The sequence below is a fragment of the Paenibacillus sp. FSL P4-0113 genome (assembly GCF_038009305.1).
GTDB lineage: Bacteria > Bacillota > Bacilli > Paenibacillales > Paenibacillaceae > Paenibacillus > Paenibacillus polymyxa_D.
The window spans coordinates 4,350,629-4,365,312 of sequence record NZ_JBBPAZ010000001.1; the positions used below are offsets into that span (position 1 = coordinate 4,350,629).

The following is a 14,684-nucleotide window of genomic DNA, read 5'->3' on the forward strand; positions in this document are numbered from 1 at the left end:
ATCTAAAATGCCTGAGGAAGGGAGCAATCAAGCAAATGATCAAAAATGCCGAATGGCTTGTCGTCGGTCACAGTAAGGATTTTCCGATCAGAATAGGACGTACCATCCACATCAAAGGTGTCGAAATTGCTGTTTTTCGCACTTCGGAGAATGAGCTTTATGCCGTTGAAAATATCAATCCTCATCCCAAAAGAGGTCCTCTTACAGAGGCGATAGTATCTGGTCATTATATCTATGATCCTTTATATGACTGGAAAATTGACCTGCAGACAGGCATCGTTCAAGAGCCTGATCACGGACAAGTTAAAACGTTCGCTGTTTGTGAAGAGGGAGAAGAAGTAAAAATATCGCTCGAAACGGTTTAGTTCATCTGATGGAATACAAATAAAAAGGGCTCAACAGGACAATCCTGTTGGGCCCTTTTCGGCTTGGATCAGGTAATGGTAATGCCTGCACTCGCATAACCCACCACGGTGTTGAGGAGGGAGGCTCCTGTAGCCGTTGCTGAGAAGACCATAAGTAGACGGGTCTGCGCGGTTACGGGTATAGCCAATTCGGTAGTAATACCACTAGAGATCGTTCCCAAAGCAACAATGTCAGTCAGTGGGGGAGTCAATATAACGGTAGCTCCGGGAATCGCTGTGAAGGAATTATTAGGTGTTGGGGAACTAAACAACTGGGCAGTAATGCTAACGGATGATGCTAAGAGGGTCAGAGCAGCTGTTGTACTGAAGTAACCAGCAATAGAGGTAATTACGCCATCCCGTGGTACGGAAAAAGCAAAGTTAATAAGCGGTCCTACAAGCGTACCTGTGAGGTCAATGGTATCGCCTACGAGGCCAATACCTGTAGCTGAGCTTCCGAAGCCGATCAAACTTGTGGTTCCTACCAGCCCACCAAGAACAGTTGTCAGTGTAGCAGGCCCTCCGGAAGCAAACGGGATGATGGCTCCCGAGCCGGTGGCTCCGGTAATCCCTGTAACGCCCGTAACACCCGTGGCCCCAGCGGGTCCGACAGCGCCAACCGCGCCCGGTAGACCATCGGCTCCCGTAGCACCCGTAGCGCCGACTGGTCCGGCAGGGCCTTCCGGTCCAGCGGCCCCGATAGGCCCAGCGGGCCCAGCGGCGCCCACAGGTCCAGTCGCTCCAACAGGTCCCGCAGGCCCGTCAAGGCCCACAGGTCCGGCCGCTCCGATAGGTCCTGGAGGTCCTTGTGGCCCTGGTCCACCTGCTGGTCCAGGCGCACCGCCGGGTCCCACCGGTCCTGGAAGCCCCGGCGGCCCTGAGGGTCCTTGTGCACCGGGCTCCCCTGACAAGTATGTTTCACCTAATACGTTGCTAACCATCGTTCCAGCGATTCTGATCGCGTTGATTAAGCTGTCCTTAAGAGCAGGATCGAGGGATTCTTGTAAAACGATGGATAATAAGGCATCCAGTAATTGTTGCAGTGCAGTACCTACGCCGATCGGCGAGAAAGGTGTAGCTTCTAACGCAACAATAGCAAGCTCCAGCGCTGCCAGTAAGTCTGCCTTGGCCCCGCCGCGAAGCCTTAAGCTTTTCGCCAGAGACAACAGACGTCTTAAAACCTGTTGCAAGGAAGATACATTAGCCGCAGAAGGGTTTGCGAACACGATGGGGATAATCGCGGTCATTTCATTAATCAGCCTGAGAAGATCTTCGATACTTCTATTTACTCTTGTTGGTTTACAGTCTTCATCTTTTTTTGATGCACCACTGAACCTGAACGGTTTTTTATGTTTCATGCTCAAATATCTCCTCCTGATCGTTCTTCCTACAGTAGAGGTGACAGGTGGTTCATCGCCCCGTTTCGCAGATACTCATAATATATTTTCTGAAGCGAAAAGGGTGAATGACCAAGCAAAAATGATTGTTGAAGGCTCGTACATAAAATACACATAAAAAATACGGCCCCCCGAAAAACTTGGAGGCCGCGTTGTATTGGCTATACTCATCTGATCTATGAAACTTGAAAATTCTTATTTAAGCATACGTACTAACAGTTCAGCCATCTCACCTCTGCTGATAGCCGCTTTTGGCTTGAGCGTTCCATCTGGATAACCGCTGATCCAGCCGGAGGATACTGCATTTTGGAATGCTGCGGAGGCCCACGCTGAAATCTGCTGCTCATCCTTGTAGGATTGCAGTGCAGTAGTGCTGGAAATGGATGTCTGATTCTGCATCGCGTGTGACAGGATCACCATCGCCTGTTCACGGGTAAGGCTTTCATCAGGTCCGAAAGTTTGAGCGGTTAGCCCTTGAATCCATCCCTGACGGTAAGCAGAATCCACAGATGATCCAGCCCAGTGTCCCTTCATATCTGTAAATGAGGTAGAAGGGCTCTCATCTCCAGCAGTTCCCAATGCTCTGGTCAGTATGGCTACAAATTCTGCACGGCTTACAGCGCGCTCAGGACGTATGTTGCCGTCTTTATAGCCTTGTATCCAGCCTTTGTCTGCAAGAGATTGCAAGGACTTCGCTGCCCAATGGCCTTGTACATCTGGCCATACTTGAGCTAGCTCTTGCGAATCTGACGAATTGATTGGGGCATTTTGCACACGGGTATGATCGGTTTGAGGCTTTGCATCTGTGGCGATGGCAAAGGTACCTAACCCGGTCGTATTCAGACTCACACCCGACAATATCCCGTTTGAATCCAATACAGCAGTACCTTTTAGAATCTCACGCTCGCCATTCTCATGAATAACAAGAATGGAGAACTGGGGCTCTGCATTGTGTAACTCACCTAAGGATTCGTTATCCAGCGGTAGAATGATGGTCGATGTCCCTGTCCCTGTCATATTGGCTTTGATGTCTGTAACCGGACCCATCAGCGTCAGGCTGGATTGTTGCTCAGCCCAATCACGGATCTGCTGTGCACGCTGTACATCTACCTGCTGGAATGACAATGTAACGTCCTGCTGACCTGAGGCCATGCTGGTTAAGGTGTCACTGGATATCCTCAGTGTTCCATATCGGGATATTACCGATGCACCCATCTTATCCCACTTATTCAGTAAAGAATGAGGAAGGAGAACACGACTCATTTGTTTTTCCTGCTCCAAACGAATGTCTGCGTATGCTTTGCCCTCACGAAGTGCTTGCTGTATCTGCTCATCCAGAAATGCCGGCGAAGGAACAAAGAGGGAGAACTCTTTCCCTTGTTCGGAAAATCCGATCTGTGGCACGAAAGTAGATAGATCCTCAGTCTTATCTTTGTTAGATTTGCCTGTATTCGCAATTACCTTGGCAGGAACGGTGACTTCTATGGCTTGCGTCAAAGCATGAGAACCATCACTTACCCTCATAACATCCAGCATGATAGTTACAACGGAAGGAGTACCTGCTTGAACAATAGTTCCGTCTGTACGCACGATGTCTGGCTGGCTACTGCTGCTGATGGTCACACGGAAACCATCAGGTACAACAGGCAACCTGAGCAATGTATCACTTGTTGTAGGAGGTGTTATGCTTGTGATGGAATCGGCAACGCGCTGCGCGGTTAACCCTTGCGGATACACTAGCCCTGACGGAGCGCTCTTCATGCCATTTACGTTCTGTAGCACATAGTAGGTGGCTCCTTCAGGAACGGGTATAAATGTATATCTACCCTCTCCGGAAGCAATTCCTTCCGCTATAAGCTCCTGCTGAGCATTGTACAGCTCAAGCCGTGCGTTCGGTAAGGCGCCTGTAACGATCACAGAGGCTATATCCTCATTGCCTGCTGCGGCTGTAACAGCACGAGGCAGCACGTTTATATGGCGTTCTGCAGGCTCTGCCGTCCAACCCCCGTTGTCGCTATAAGCATAGTTCAATACATATACACCAGGTACATTTGTATCAACATTCCCGCTACCTGAAAGCTCAGGGAGCAGGATATTGCCGTAAACACTGTCCAGTACGCTGGCTCCTGGATCAGTGAAGCTGTCGCCGGTTTCCAGAACAATTGGATTACTGCCGTTCAATCGTACGTAAGGTGTATTCGGCAATGCCTTCAGCACTGTGATCGTGAATGTTCTTTGTACAGAAGCTGCACCTTTAGAAATAATGGCAATTAATTGTACATTCGCATCACCGTCTGTATATTTAGGCCGATTCACCTGACCACTATTGCTGAGGATATCCGGTTGATCCGAAGACCAGTCAATCTGGGTGTCAAATGCTCCTGTACGAGGCAGAGCAATGGAATCCTTAATCCCTTGCGGATAATCCAAATTTAGTGTATTTGCTGCCAAATTTACGGCTTCATCAGCACTTACGGGCAGTGCGGGCACGAGCAGGCTGAATGTTTTTCGCAGCTCAACCCAGCCTCGTGACACAACTGCTTCCAGCGTGATGGTCTGATCGCCTTGCACATAGCTTGGGAATGTTACATGCCCCGTATGATCCAGGAACTGGGGCTGAGTCGATGACCATGACACCTGAACACCATTCAATGCGTCTTTTGGCAAATATACGTCTCCGGTTACTGTAGTCATTGGCAACTCAAGCGCCCTGTATGCTGCGTCAACGGCTTCTGTATCGCTCATGGGCAGACGGAATACATGCGCAGTAAAATTCTTTGTTTTCGTTAAGCCTGCAAGTTGCAGGGTAGCCGTTAGGATAACGTCAGTATCTCCACTACTATAAGAGGGTCTGGTGAGTGTTCCATCTGATGCAATGACAAGAGGTTTGGACGAGGACCATTCGATCTGCGTACCACCATAACCGGATAATGGGAGAGATATATTTTCTGTCAGCGCAGACAAATCGCCAAGCGAGAGGGCACCTGCTGCTTGATCCAATGTATCATGTGCAGTTATCTTCGGTACGGTAACTTCGAAAGTTTGAGTATCCGAGGCGGTTCCTTTTGCAATCGTAGCTGTCAGTTTTACTTTTCGGTCACCCAGATCGTACCGCGGGCGTGTGACAGCCCCCTCATTCGTAATGACGTCAGGAGTATCCGAACTCCAGCTCACCGTCGTATCATTCAATCCAGTGAGGGGTAGTGTCAGATTTTGAGATACCGAATCAGCTGTATCTCCAGATGCAAAGCCTAAAGCAAGAGCGGCTTTTGCCTGTGCAACTCTCTCGGCATCGGTAAGTATAATCACTTTAACCTCTGAGGGAGTGCTCTCCCCTTTAGCATTCACAGCCTGAACCGTATAAATTGCTTCACCTGGCGGCAAGGCTGAAGTGTCTATGAATTGGGTTAAGCTGCCTGTATAGAGCGTTACGCTATCTCGTATGACTTTGTATGATGTTGCATAAGGAACAGCATCCCAGCTTAACTCCACTGTATTTCCATTTTTGGTTCCTGCAAAATGGCCCGGAGCCTGTGGAATAGGCAATTGCTCCCCATAAGCTGCGAATTCCATGATGGAAGTCCATTGATTGTTTCTTGCATTTCCTTGATCAATAGTTAATCGCAAGTATCGTGTAGTTACAGGGGCAATGCTCTTTTCAACATTAGAGCTTCCATTATTCTGTACGGTATCAACAGTCACCCAATTAATTCCGTTGCTGCTTGTCTGCAATCGGAAACTGTATGGATCACGTTGATCGTTCCATCCATAATGGACACCCATACCTGTAACAACGTATCGATCTACGATATACCAATCTCTCAAGTCTACCTGGATCCATTTCTCACCGTTGCTAGCTTGATACCAGCGGCTTGTTGGCTCGATTGACCCATCTACCGCTCTGGAGGGATCATAGGGTTGCGTGTAACCGCTTGAGCTTACAGGCTTGTGCAACACTACATTTTCCCAACCGGCAGCATGTGCCTCATTCGTCCCTATGAGCAGGAACGCACCGCCGATGAATGGCAGCAATGGAACCAGCAACCGATAGGGTTTCAATTTGTTGCGTGTGAAGTTATTGCCTTCGAGCACGCTATCACCTCTTCTTTATTAAATAGCACACTATTGAGCGTATTCATCTTATGGGCGGGACGGGTATGCCCCTTCGGTTGCGATGTAGTAGTTTACATTTGGCAACGGGGAAGCTCCGCGCAAGTCAGGCAATGCAAATGTGCTCATTCCATCGCCGCCAAAATTAGTGCCCAGCAGGCTAAATAATGCTGAATTCTGAGCAATGCTCAAGATCTGGCCCTCGCATTTTAGCCAACCTTTAGGAGCGAACATGTACGGGTACACCGTAATTTCCCCAATATAAGGCTCATAACCTGCATGTGCCTGTTTGGGACTGATTGCCGTTCCACCTAACAAAATGACCGCTAACAAACTCAACACAGCGGTTTTCTTCCAAAAATGATTCTTCATACCTACAACTCCTTTTTAGATTCGAATAATGGACCACGAATTCAACAAATTTGTGACATTAGTCATAGAATGAATAGATATTATCATGGATTTCTACATTTGACACTACAGTTCATCTATCAAATTCACCTTTTTATTCCTTTTGTGAGCAAAGAAATTTATTCCATCCCACCTATCGTCCATGCATCTTTTTTCTAATCCAGGTAAATCTATATACAAATCCTATGGAAGTAAAGGAGGAAAGAACGTGTGGCAGGTCATCGGAACTCATATACCCAAATGGAACGTATGGATAGAAGCTGTCTTTTTGTTCATCATACCTTTGATTATTTTTCTGACGGTACGACAAATTAAAGCGATGGATGGTCGAGAGAGCAGACGTATGGAACGATTAAAGCTTCTAGAAGAAGAAGACCGTTCGGAGCAGGCAGATCGCAACCCGTCTGTAAGTGAGGCAGAGAAGGAAAAGGGAACCTTTACCGAAGATTATGAGGCGAATATAGAAAAAGTCAGACAAGCCGTCGCGGATATGGCAGATGTGAACGAACGATCTATTTTCCTGGGAAAACTGAACGCTGTAGGTACACTTTTTTTTGTGGATGGATTAACAGACAAGGTTGGCATGGATCAGAACATTTTAAAGCCACTGATGGATTGGGGCAGTTCAGGACAAGGCGGGGAGGATCTTCCGAGAGGAAAAGAGCTTCGGGATATGTTTATTCGTCAGGTCATGCTGGTATCGGAGACAGAGTATACGTTAGAGGTGCAGTTCTCCTTGCAAAAGGTGCTGTTCGGTTCTGTCATACTTATAATTCAGGGCATACCCGGCGCTTTTGTGCTGGGTACACCCAAAGGGAATACACGAGGGGTGGAGGACCCGATATCGGAATCGGTGCTGCGAGGACCGCGAGTCGGTTTTACCGAGACCCTCAGCGATAATACGGCAATGCTGCGCAGACATGGAGAAAGTACGGAACTGGCCATGTCGTCCTTCAAAGTTGGAAAAAGAGTGGAAAAACAGCTAATGGTGGTGTATTTCAGAGACATTGCCGACCCGGAGCTTGTGGATGAGGTGAAGCGGCGGGTCAAAACCATTGATATGGATGAGGTATTGGAGTCGGGCTATGTGGAGCAGCTTATTGAGGATAATTTTCTTAGCCCCTTTCTGCAAATTCAAAATACGGAGAGACCGGATCGGGTCATGGCTGCATTGCTGGAGGGACGTGTGGCGATTCTGCTGGACGGTACACCTTTTGCGCTTCTTATGCCTGTAACGTATGGGATGATGCTCCAGTCCCCCGAAGATTATTATGAACGATGGATACCGGGTTCGCTTATACGATTCCTTCGTTTTATGGCAACTTTCATATCGTTGTTCGCCCCGGCGCTCTATATCTCCTTTATCTCGTTTCATCCCGGATTGATTCCAACCAAGCTGGTCATTTCCATTATCAGTGCGAGACAAGGGGTTCCGTTTTCGACGCTGGTTGAGGCCCTGATTATGGAGATTTCTATCGAAATTTTACGTGAGGCGGGACTTCGGCTCCCCAAACCCATCGGTCCAGCGATGGGCATCGTCGGCGGTTTGATTATTGGACAGGCCGCTGTTAACGCCGGGATTGTAAGCCCGATTCTCGTAATTGTGGTGGCCGTTACAGCGATTTCTTCCTTTTCAGCCCCTGTATACAGCGCTGGGATTTCCATGCGTGTCATGCGCTTTGGAGCCATGTTTACGGCGGCCACCTTCGGGTTGTATGGCGTAATCATGTTTTTCCTAATGCTGAGTATTCATATGGTTAAATTACACAGCTTCGGTGTGCCGTTCCTGAGTCTAACGGTCCCCCGTTCGTTGAAGGACTGGAAAGATTACTTCATACGAGCACCGCTGCAATTTATGAAAAATAGACCCATTCTTTTGAAGCATAAAGACCCTAAGCGACAAGGATGAGCTCAACACAGGAGGGAGCAAGATGGCCCGTGGGAAAAAAGCGGATAAAATTACAACGTTGCAGACAACGGCAATTGTGGTTTCCTTTATGCTGGCTGCCGGGTTGCTTACCCTTCCCAGAGTAGCAACTGAAGTTGCAAAAACACCGGATGCGTGGATATCTGTCATTTTAGCAGGGGGGGGCACTTTCCTGCTCGGATGGATTATGATCAAACTAAGTTCAAGGTTTCCAGAAAGTACCTTTTACCAGTATGTTCAGCGGATAACAGGCAAAGTCATTGGCAAAGGGATTGGTATGCTGATTGTTATTTATTTTGTTTGTATAGCCGCATTTGAAATCCGATCTGTGGAGGAAGTAACGTCGTTCTTTCTGCTTGAAGGCACTCCGGCGTGGGCAATTTCAGCACCTTTTATGTGGCTCTCTCTGTACCTATGCATGGGAGGAGTAAGCTCATTAGGGAAAATATGCCAATTGATATTCCCGATTACGACGGCTATCTTTTTGTTGATATGCTTGCTGAGTTTAAATATTTTCGAATTGAATAATTTGCGTCCTGTCTTGTCGGAGGGGGTGATGCCAGTGGTTAGAACGCTCAAGACTACAATCCTGACATTAACGGGGACAGAGTCCTTGCTGATTATTTTTTGTCGGATGGAAAAACCCGAGAAAGCAACCAAGGCAATCGGACTGGCGATCGGGATCGCGGTCGCTTTTTATACAGCAACGCTGATCCTATGCATTGGCGCTTTTTCGTTCGAAGGAGTCTTGAGCAGAACCTGGCCATTTTTAGATTTGGCTCGCAGTTTTGAAGTGGAGTACCTGTTATTGGAACGGTTCGAATCCTTATTGTTGACCATTTGGATCATGCAAATTTTTTCCACTTTTAGTATTGCTTTTTATTGCGCTTCGCTCGGAGTTTCTCAAATTTTGAATAGCTCTTATTCCAAGACGCTGTTCATTTTGCTTCCGATCATCTACTTCCTATCCCAAATTCCCAAAAATCTGAATGAGTTATTTTCTTTTGGAACGATCCTGGGGAATGGAGCTTTTGTTTTATTCGCTCTGCTTCCACTGCCACTTCTGCTTATTTCTCGCTGGAGGAAGGTGCGGTCATGATGAGGGCACGGTCGGGATTACTCGGAATGACCGCACTCCTAGTATGTTGTACACTTTCAGGTTGTTGGAGCAGCTCGCCGGTGGAGGATCTAAATCTGATGACAGGTATTGCTATGGATGTAGAGGCAGAATCTTCGCAAGAAGAGCAAATTAATCGAAAAGGAGGAGATTATCCAAAAAAAGAGTTAATCACTGGAACCTTCCAATTTGTCATCCCAGAGGAAAGCGGAGGCTCCAATAGCTCCTCCCCGCAAGCTAAAAAATTTTTTAATATTACGGAAACGGGGGATTCCGTTTTTGAAATGCTCAGAGAAATTTCATTGCGGACCAATCGACCTCCCATCGGGCAACATTTGAAAACGATTATTATCAGCTCCAGTCTGCTTCGCAAGATTCCGTTGTATGAGCTGCTGGACTTTTTCTTGGGGGATAATGACATTCGGCCCAGCGTACAGCTACTGATTAGTACAGACAAGGCGGGGAATGCGCTTCAGGAGAAAATTCCTGGTCAGATTCCTGCTTATATATTAAAGGATATATTCCAAAACCGTAAACGGAACGCGCGGTTGATAAAGCCCATGGCTTTGGCTAAAGTGATCGGACCCATGAAGGGTGAAAGAAGCTTTATATTACCTAATGTCATTACGGCGGAGAATGAAATCAAGCTCGCAGGTGCGGGAATCATCAAGGGAAAGACACAAACCTACGGTGGTTATCTGAATGAGTCGGAGGTCGAGGGTCTTATGTGGATCAAAGGCCAATTGGATGGAGGCGTGCTGAAAAGCAGCGATCCGAAAACCGGTAAAAATATAGCATATGAGATCAAAGCGGTGAAAAGCAAGACCAAGGCCATCGTTCAGGGGGATGACATTTCCTTTCAGGTAAAAATGACCTCAGAGGGACGCATTTCGGAGGTGCATATAAAGAATGAAAATTTGCGTAGCAACAATGTGCTTGGACAAGAAGAGAGTCTCTTTCAGGAGAAAGTGAATTCATTAGCTGAACAAACGTTAGCTAAAATGCAAAAGCTGAAGGTTGACGTCGGAGGTTTCGGAGAGGCCTTGAGGATTCAGCATCCTAAAGTTTGGCGTAAGGTCAAAGAGGATTGGGATACCACTTTTAGTACCATTCCTGTACGGTTTAGCACAGATATCCATATTGAAGATTACGGCTCTTCGATTACGACGGCAGACTAGTTTGCACGTACTTATTTTAGAAAAACCTTCAATACCACGAATCTACGTGACGTTGAAGGTTTTTTAGGCTATTCAAACAGGGACAGTGTTTCTTCCAGCCACGTAATATAGCTTTCTTCCCGATTAATGGCACGGCTCAGCACCAGATAATGCCCGAATTGGTTAGAGCCGGGGGATTGAAGATTCTCGTCCAGCTGTTGGAGGGATTTTTTACTTTCGTACAGATACTCCAGTTTTTCTTTACGTTTGGCAATCTGGTCCTCGAACAATCGCTTGTTCTCTTCCTTGGGGATGGCCGCTGAGAAATACAGCATAAGCATAAACTCATCTTTTTCCGTTTCCGGTAACTCCTTGGGGCTTAGCAGCCATTCCGTCAGCTCTTGGGTTCCTTTGGGGGTAATGCAGTACAATTTTTTTTCCAGCTTGGCTCCTGTAATGGAGGTGCGATATTCAATGAGTCCCTCTTCAGTCAGCCTTTTTAACTCGGGATAAATCTGACTGTGTTTGGCGCTCCAAAATTGTCCGATTTCCTGCTTGAATTGGCTCGTAATATCGTAGCCGCTCATTTCCTCTTTGTGAACTAGGCCCAAAATGGCATATTTTAAAGTGCGTTTCAACGTAGCTCTCCTCGTAAAACGGTATTTGACACTAGTATACCACAGTGCTACAATTTATATGTAGTTAAAAACATGTTTATATTTACATGTTTGAATTGAATATTTATTATCTTTGGTATCCCATTCAATTCATGAAAAATTATAATTGAGGAAAGAAGGATGCAAGATGGACAAGTTTATCGGCAGCCACATGATCTACACCTATGAGAATGGTTGGGAGTACGAAATATATATTAAAAATGAAGATACGATCGATTATCGCATTCATAGTGGTATGGTAGGTGGCCGCTGGGTACGTGATCAGAAGGTCAATCTGGCGAAACTGGTGGAAAATGTGTATAAAGTATCGTGGACCGAACCGACAGGCACTGACGTTTCTCTGAATTTTATGCCTGAGGAAAAACGTATGCACGGCATTATTTTCTTCCCTAAATGGGTTCATGAGCATCCGGAAATCACTGTGCGCTACCAAAACGATTTTATTCCGCTAATGGAAGAATCGCGTGAAAAGTATGAAACGTATCCAAAGTATGTGGTGCCTGAATTTGCAGATATTACATTCATCGAAAATGCGGGTGTGAACAACGAACAATTAATTTCCCAAGCACCTTATGAAGGAATGACAGACGATATTCGTGCAGGTAAACTGCAAGTGTGATCAACTCTGTGCTGAAAGTGTAAAAGCCTGGCCTGTGATAAACAGTCTCAGGCTTTTTTGCATGAACTGGAAAGTAGATTGCTAATGGAGTGGTGGACGATATTTAGAATGAATAGTAGACCAGGCCATGCTCGATGAGATACGAACGACTAATCCGAGGGGGGAGGATGGTCGCTAATGGGGAGAGAATGTGCAGGTTCGCATGGGCAGTCAGATCGGATAAGGCAGATAGAGCCAGCTCTGTTTTATCAGGCCCCCAGTGATCAGCGTGGTGCTGAATATATTGCTCAGCCTCGGTTAAGGACAGACCCTTGAGTGAGGTAAACACGGAAGCCCAGCGGACGAGGTCAAAGGCGCCTTTAATTTCAGGTAACTCATATTCTGCCAGACCTTGAGCGCCGTTACACGACATAGTAAGCAAGCCACAGCAATGGTGTTGATAGGGTTTCGAGTCAGGAAATTGACGATAATCGTATTGAATCATTTCCATGGAACCAATGCGTAATTGGGTCGCTTGGGACGTTGTGGGCTGGGCAAGCGTCATGCTCATGCTAGAATGGCCTCCTTCTCGAGTTCACTGTAAATAGGGATGGAAGAATCATACGTCACAGCGGATGTAATGTAAATCACGAATACAAGTGTAAAATGAGGATATGTAGCGGAAAACGATCTTTAATGCCAATGGAAACGGATACTTGCATCCATATCTTTTATTATCTTGGAGAATGTCTTTATATCACAAAAAAACAACCCCAGATCTTCCCAGGGTCGCCTCTACGAGAAATATAGTTTAGCATTTCGCAAAATGCTTGTTTGCTGGTCACACGGGTGTGACGTCTTGAACCGCTTCTTCTTCTTTCCAAATCACGTTCTCGCGATAGTTTGATCCCCAATCGTACATTGCTCTCAGTACCGGAATCAGGCTTTCGCCATGCTCTGTCAGTGAATATTCCACATGCGGAGGGACGACAGGATAGACTTTACGTAGAATGAGTTTATCTTCTTCCAGCTCGCGCAATTGGTTAGTCAGCATTTTTTGCGTAATATGGGGAATCAGCTTCTTCAATTCACCAAACCGCTTGGTGCCTTCCATACCGAGATGCCACAAAATAATCAGCTTCCATTTTCCACCGATGACCGCGAGAGTCAATTCCTTATCACAATTAATCAGCTTCAAATCAATCCGGTCTTTTACAGTAGTGATATTCATCGACCTCCTGTCCATAGTTATTCCAAGTATACTATTTATAGTTACTATACGCAAAAGGATATACATCCATTTTGGAAACTATGCATACGTATATGGATACAGATCGACTGGACAGTGAAGCATGATGATTACGCAGGACCGGAAAACAGGAACGTAATATTCCTAATATATGCATAATTCCAGAAAACTGCGGCGTTAAGAAGGAATCACGATCGTATTAAAGGACTCTGGCTCCAGCTCCAAGCGGTGTGTTGTTTTTCCGAGAGACAGATTCAGTACACGTGATTCCTTGAACGGATTGGCGATGACTAGCACTCTTTGCCCGTCTGTATTTTGAAAAGCAACTGCATTTCCAGTCCATGAGCCGCGAAGTCCGATGCGTCGGGCACCCGGTAATACAAAATGAGAAAAATGCTTCATAACATAATACTCTGGATTCAGGACAGGTTTTCGATCCGTTGGATCAACGGTAATCATCGAATTTTGCTCCCAGCCCCATGTGCTCTTGCCTTTCGGTTCCAAAACCATATTCCAGTAAATATAAGCATTCACACCATTGGTGAAGTAGTGCTGGTACAGATTATATACATATTTGGCGTAGTCCCATGAGTTCTCTCCGTTACCGCATTCATTTTCGGTTTGCATGTAACGAAGCTCAGGATAACTGGCAACGGTGCGCTGAATGGCATTTTTGCCTGCCCACTGGTAGCCTACACCTTTAATATATTTGTAGGCCTGGGGGTCACTTAACACGGTATGGGCATACTCATCGAATCCGGTCGAAGTCTTTTTCATTAATTCCTCCCACGGATCGGGTGCGTTAATGGTGCCCAGCCAAATTTCCGTATCCAGTCCGTGTTCCTCAAAAGCAGGACCCAAATAGTCGCGAATAAATTCACGCAGTTGCTCTCCGGTCCATACACAGGAAGGAAACTTCTGATCGGCAATGACTTCATTTTGAACATGAATCTGATGGATCGTAATCCCTGCCTCCCGGTAAGCCTGAACAAATTTGACAAAGTACAATGCATACGCTTTCAAAATATCCTTTTCCCAGCGCAGCGTGCCGTAATTGTAGGCTTTCGGTGATTTCATCCATGTCGGCGGACTCCAGGGTGAAGCGAACAACTTTAAGTCCGGATTGAGTTGTAACGCTTCTCGAATAAAAGGAATGAGATACTGCTGATCGCGCTCGATGGAAAAATGCTTCATCTCCACGTCGCCGTCTGTTTCATTGTGGCTATACCATTCCAGCGCGTAGTCACTCGCTCCAATAGGAAGTCGGCATATCGTGAATTTGTGCTCGCCCTCTGGGTGAAAGAGAGAATGAAGCACCCGATCTCGGTCGTCCTTTTTCAAATGATTCAGGGCCACATAACCTAATTCATTAAAACAGCCACCAAAGCCTTCTACAAGCTGATATGTTTCTCCTGTAAGGATTAGGTTGGCACTCTCTTGGGTATCGGTCAAATGGTGAGCTTGGGATTGCCAAGCTTTAGCTTTGGAAGTGGAAAACCACTGAATGGTTTGATTGCTCATGTGTTACCCTCCTGTCAGGCTTTTTGTATCTCAACTTATTATAGGGTAGGATCTTAGAGGAAGAGATGGTCTGAGCGATGACAAATTTGCCCTAATCCAAGGTGAAATTTGCGGAT

At 46.4% G+C, this 14,684-nt stretch carries 12 protein-coding genes; 5 read left to right on the forward strand and 7 right to left on the reverse strand.

Annotation, left to right across the window (positions count from 1 at the left end; translation table 11 throughout):
* Nucleotides 1-35 precede the first annotated feature (35 nt).
* Nucleotides 36-365: a nitrite reductase small subunit NirD gene (nirD, locus tag MKX46_RS18825; protein WP_029515880.1), complete on the forward strand. Its 330-nt coding sequence runs from the start codon at nucleotides 36-38 to the stop codon at nucleotides 363-365.
* Between the two features lie 68 nt (nucleotides 366-433).
* Here nirD and MKX46_RS18830 read toward each other — a convergent pair whose 3' ends face one another.
* The 3 genes from MKX46_RS18830 to MKX46_RS18840 form a co-directional block, all read right to left on the reverse strand.
* Nucleotides 434-1,762, reverse strand: coding sequence for an exosporium glycoprotein BclB-related protein (locus MKX46_RS18830; RefSeq protein ID WP_341071623.1), 1,329 nt, complete (start codon nucleotides 1,760-1,762; stop codon nucleotides 434-436).
* A 234-nt stretch (nucleotides 1,763-1,996) separates the two neighbouring features.
* Nucleotides 1,997-5,893: an immunoglobulin-like domain-containing protein gene (locus tag MKX46_RS18835; protein WP_341071624.1), complete on the reverse strand. Its 3,897-nt coding sequence runs from the start codon at nucleotides 5,891-5,893 to the stop codon at nucleotides 1,997-1,999.
* Between the two features lie 48 nt (nucleotides 5,894-5,941).
* Complete coding sequence (locus MKX46_RS18840; protein WP_029515877.1) at nucleotides 5,942-6,283, reverse strand: phage tail protein; 342 nt, start codon at nucleotides 6,281-6,283, stop codon at nucleotides 5,942-5,944.
* A gap of 247 nt (nucleotides 6,284-6,530) precedes the next feature.
* On the opposite strand from MKX46_RS18840, the gene MKX46_RS18845 reads away from it, so the two are divergent.
* Genes MKX46_RS18845 through MKX46_RS18855 form a run of 3 tightly spaced genes read left to right on the forward strand, consistent with a single transcriptional unit; the run spans nucleotide 6,531 to nucleotide 10,544 of the window.
* The gene (locus MKX46_RS18845) at nucleotides 6,531-8,231 is read left to right on the forward strand and encodes a spore germination protein (RefSeq protein ID WP_341071625.1); all 1,701 of its coding nucleotides are present in this window, start codon (nucleotides 6,531-6,533) and stop codon (nucleotides 8,229-8,231) included.
* Between the two features lie 22 nt (nucleotides 8,232-8,253).
* Nucleotides 8,254-9,348: a GerAB/ArcD/ProY family transporter gene (locus MKX46_RS18850; RefSeq protein ID WP_029515875.1), complete on the forward strand. Its 1,095-nt coding sequence runs from the start codon at nucleotides 8,254-8,256 to the stop codon at nucleotides 9,346-9,348.
* Nucleotides 9,345-10,544, forward strand: a complete 1,200-nt coding sequence (locus MKX46_RS18855; protein ID WP_341071626.1) for a Ger(x)C family spore germination protein — start codon at nucleotides 9,345-9,347, stop codon at nucleotides 10,542-10,544. Before MKX46_RS18850 ends, MKX46_RS18855 begins: the two co-directional genes overlap by 4 nt.
* Nucleotides 10,545-10,612: 68 nt before the next feature.
* Here the strand turns inward: MKX46_RS18855 and MKX46_RS18860 are convergent, their stop codons facing one another.
* A complete protein-coding gene (locus MKX46_RS18860) occupies nucleotides 10,613-11,161 on the reverse strand; it encodes a PadR family transcriptional regulator (RefSeq protein ID WP_069010937.1) in 549 nt (182 codons plus the stop codon).
* Nucleotides 11,162-11,327: 166 nt separating this feature from the next.
* Here MKX46_RS18860 and MKX46_RS18865 point away from each other — a divergent pair, with 166 nt between their 5' ends.
* Nucleotides 11,328-11,819, forward strand: coding sequence for a phenolic acid decarboxylase (locus MKX46_RS18865; RefSeq protein WP_029515872.1), 492 nt, complete (start codon nucleotides 11,328-11,330; stop codon nucleotides 11,817-11,819).
* A 103-nt stretch (nucleotides 11,820-11,922) separates the two neighbouring features.
* Here the strand turns inward: MKX46_RS18865 and MKX46_RS18870 are convergent, their stop codons facing one another.
* From MKX46_RS18870 to MKX46_RS18880, 3 genes are all read right to left on the reverse strand, one after another.
* Complete coding sequence (locus tag MKX46_RS18870; protein WP_029515871.1) at nucleotides 11,923-12,369, reverse strand: hypothetical protein; 447 nt, start codon at nucleotides 12,367-12,369, stop codon at nucleotides 11,923-11,925.
* 270 nt (nucleotides 12,370-12,639) lie between these two features.
* On the reverse strand, nucleotides 12,640-13,029 hold the full coding sequence (locus tag MKX46_RS18875; protein WP_029515870.1) for a winged helix-turn-helix transcriptional regulator: 390 nt from the start codon (nucleotides 13,027-13,029) through the stop codon (nucleotides 12,640-12,642).
* Nucleotides 13,030-13,224: 195 nt separating this feature from the next.
* Nucleotides 13,225-14,568, reverse strand: a complete 1,344-nt coding sequence (locus MKX46_RS18880; RefSeq protein ID WP_165148279.1) for a glycoside hydrolase family 30 protein — start codon at nucleotides 14,566-14,568, stop codon at nucleotides 13,225-13,227.
* Nucleotides 14,569-14,684: the final 116 nt, after the last annotated feature.

Bases quoted from the DNA above. Each gene is read 5' to 3' on its own strand.
- MKX46_RS18855 (WP_341071626.1), top strand. From the start codon at position 9,345: ATGATGAGGGCACGGTCGGGATTACTCGGAATGACCGCACTCCTAGTA.
- MKX46_RS18870 (WP_029515871.1), bottom strand. From the start codon at position 12,369: ATGAGCATGACGCTTGCCCAGCCCACAACGTCCCAAGCGACCCAATTA.
- MKX46_RS18840 (WP_029515877.1), bottom strand. From the start codon at position 6,283: ATGAAGAATCATTTTTGGAAGAAAACCGCTGTGTTGAGTTTGTTAGCG.
- MKX46_RS18850 (WP_029515875.1), top strand. From the start codon at position 8,254: ATGGCCCGTGGGAAAAAAGCGGATAAAATTACAACGTTGCAGACAACG.
- MKX46_RS18875 (WP_029515870.1), bottom strand. From the start codon at position 13,029: ATGAATATCACTACTGTAAAAGACCGGATTGATTTGAAGCTGATTAAT.
- MKX46_RS18830 (WP_341071623.1), bottom strand. From the start codon at position 1,762: ATGAAACATAAAAAACCGTTCAGGTTCAGTGGTGCATCAAAAAAAGAT.
- MKX46_RS18880 (WP_165148279.1), bottom strand. From the start codon at position 14,568: ATGAGCAATCAAACCATTCAGTGGTTTTCCACTTCCAAAGCTAAAGCT.
- MKX46_RS18865 (WP_029515872.1), top strand. From the start codon at position 11,328: ATGGACAAGTTTATCGGCAGCCACATGATCTACACCTATGAGAATGGT.
- nirD (WP_029515880.1), top strand. From the start codon at position 36: ATGATCAAAAATGCCGAATGGCTTGTCGTCGGTCACAGTAAGGATTTT.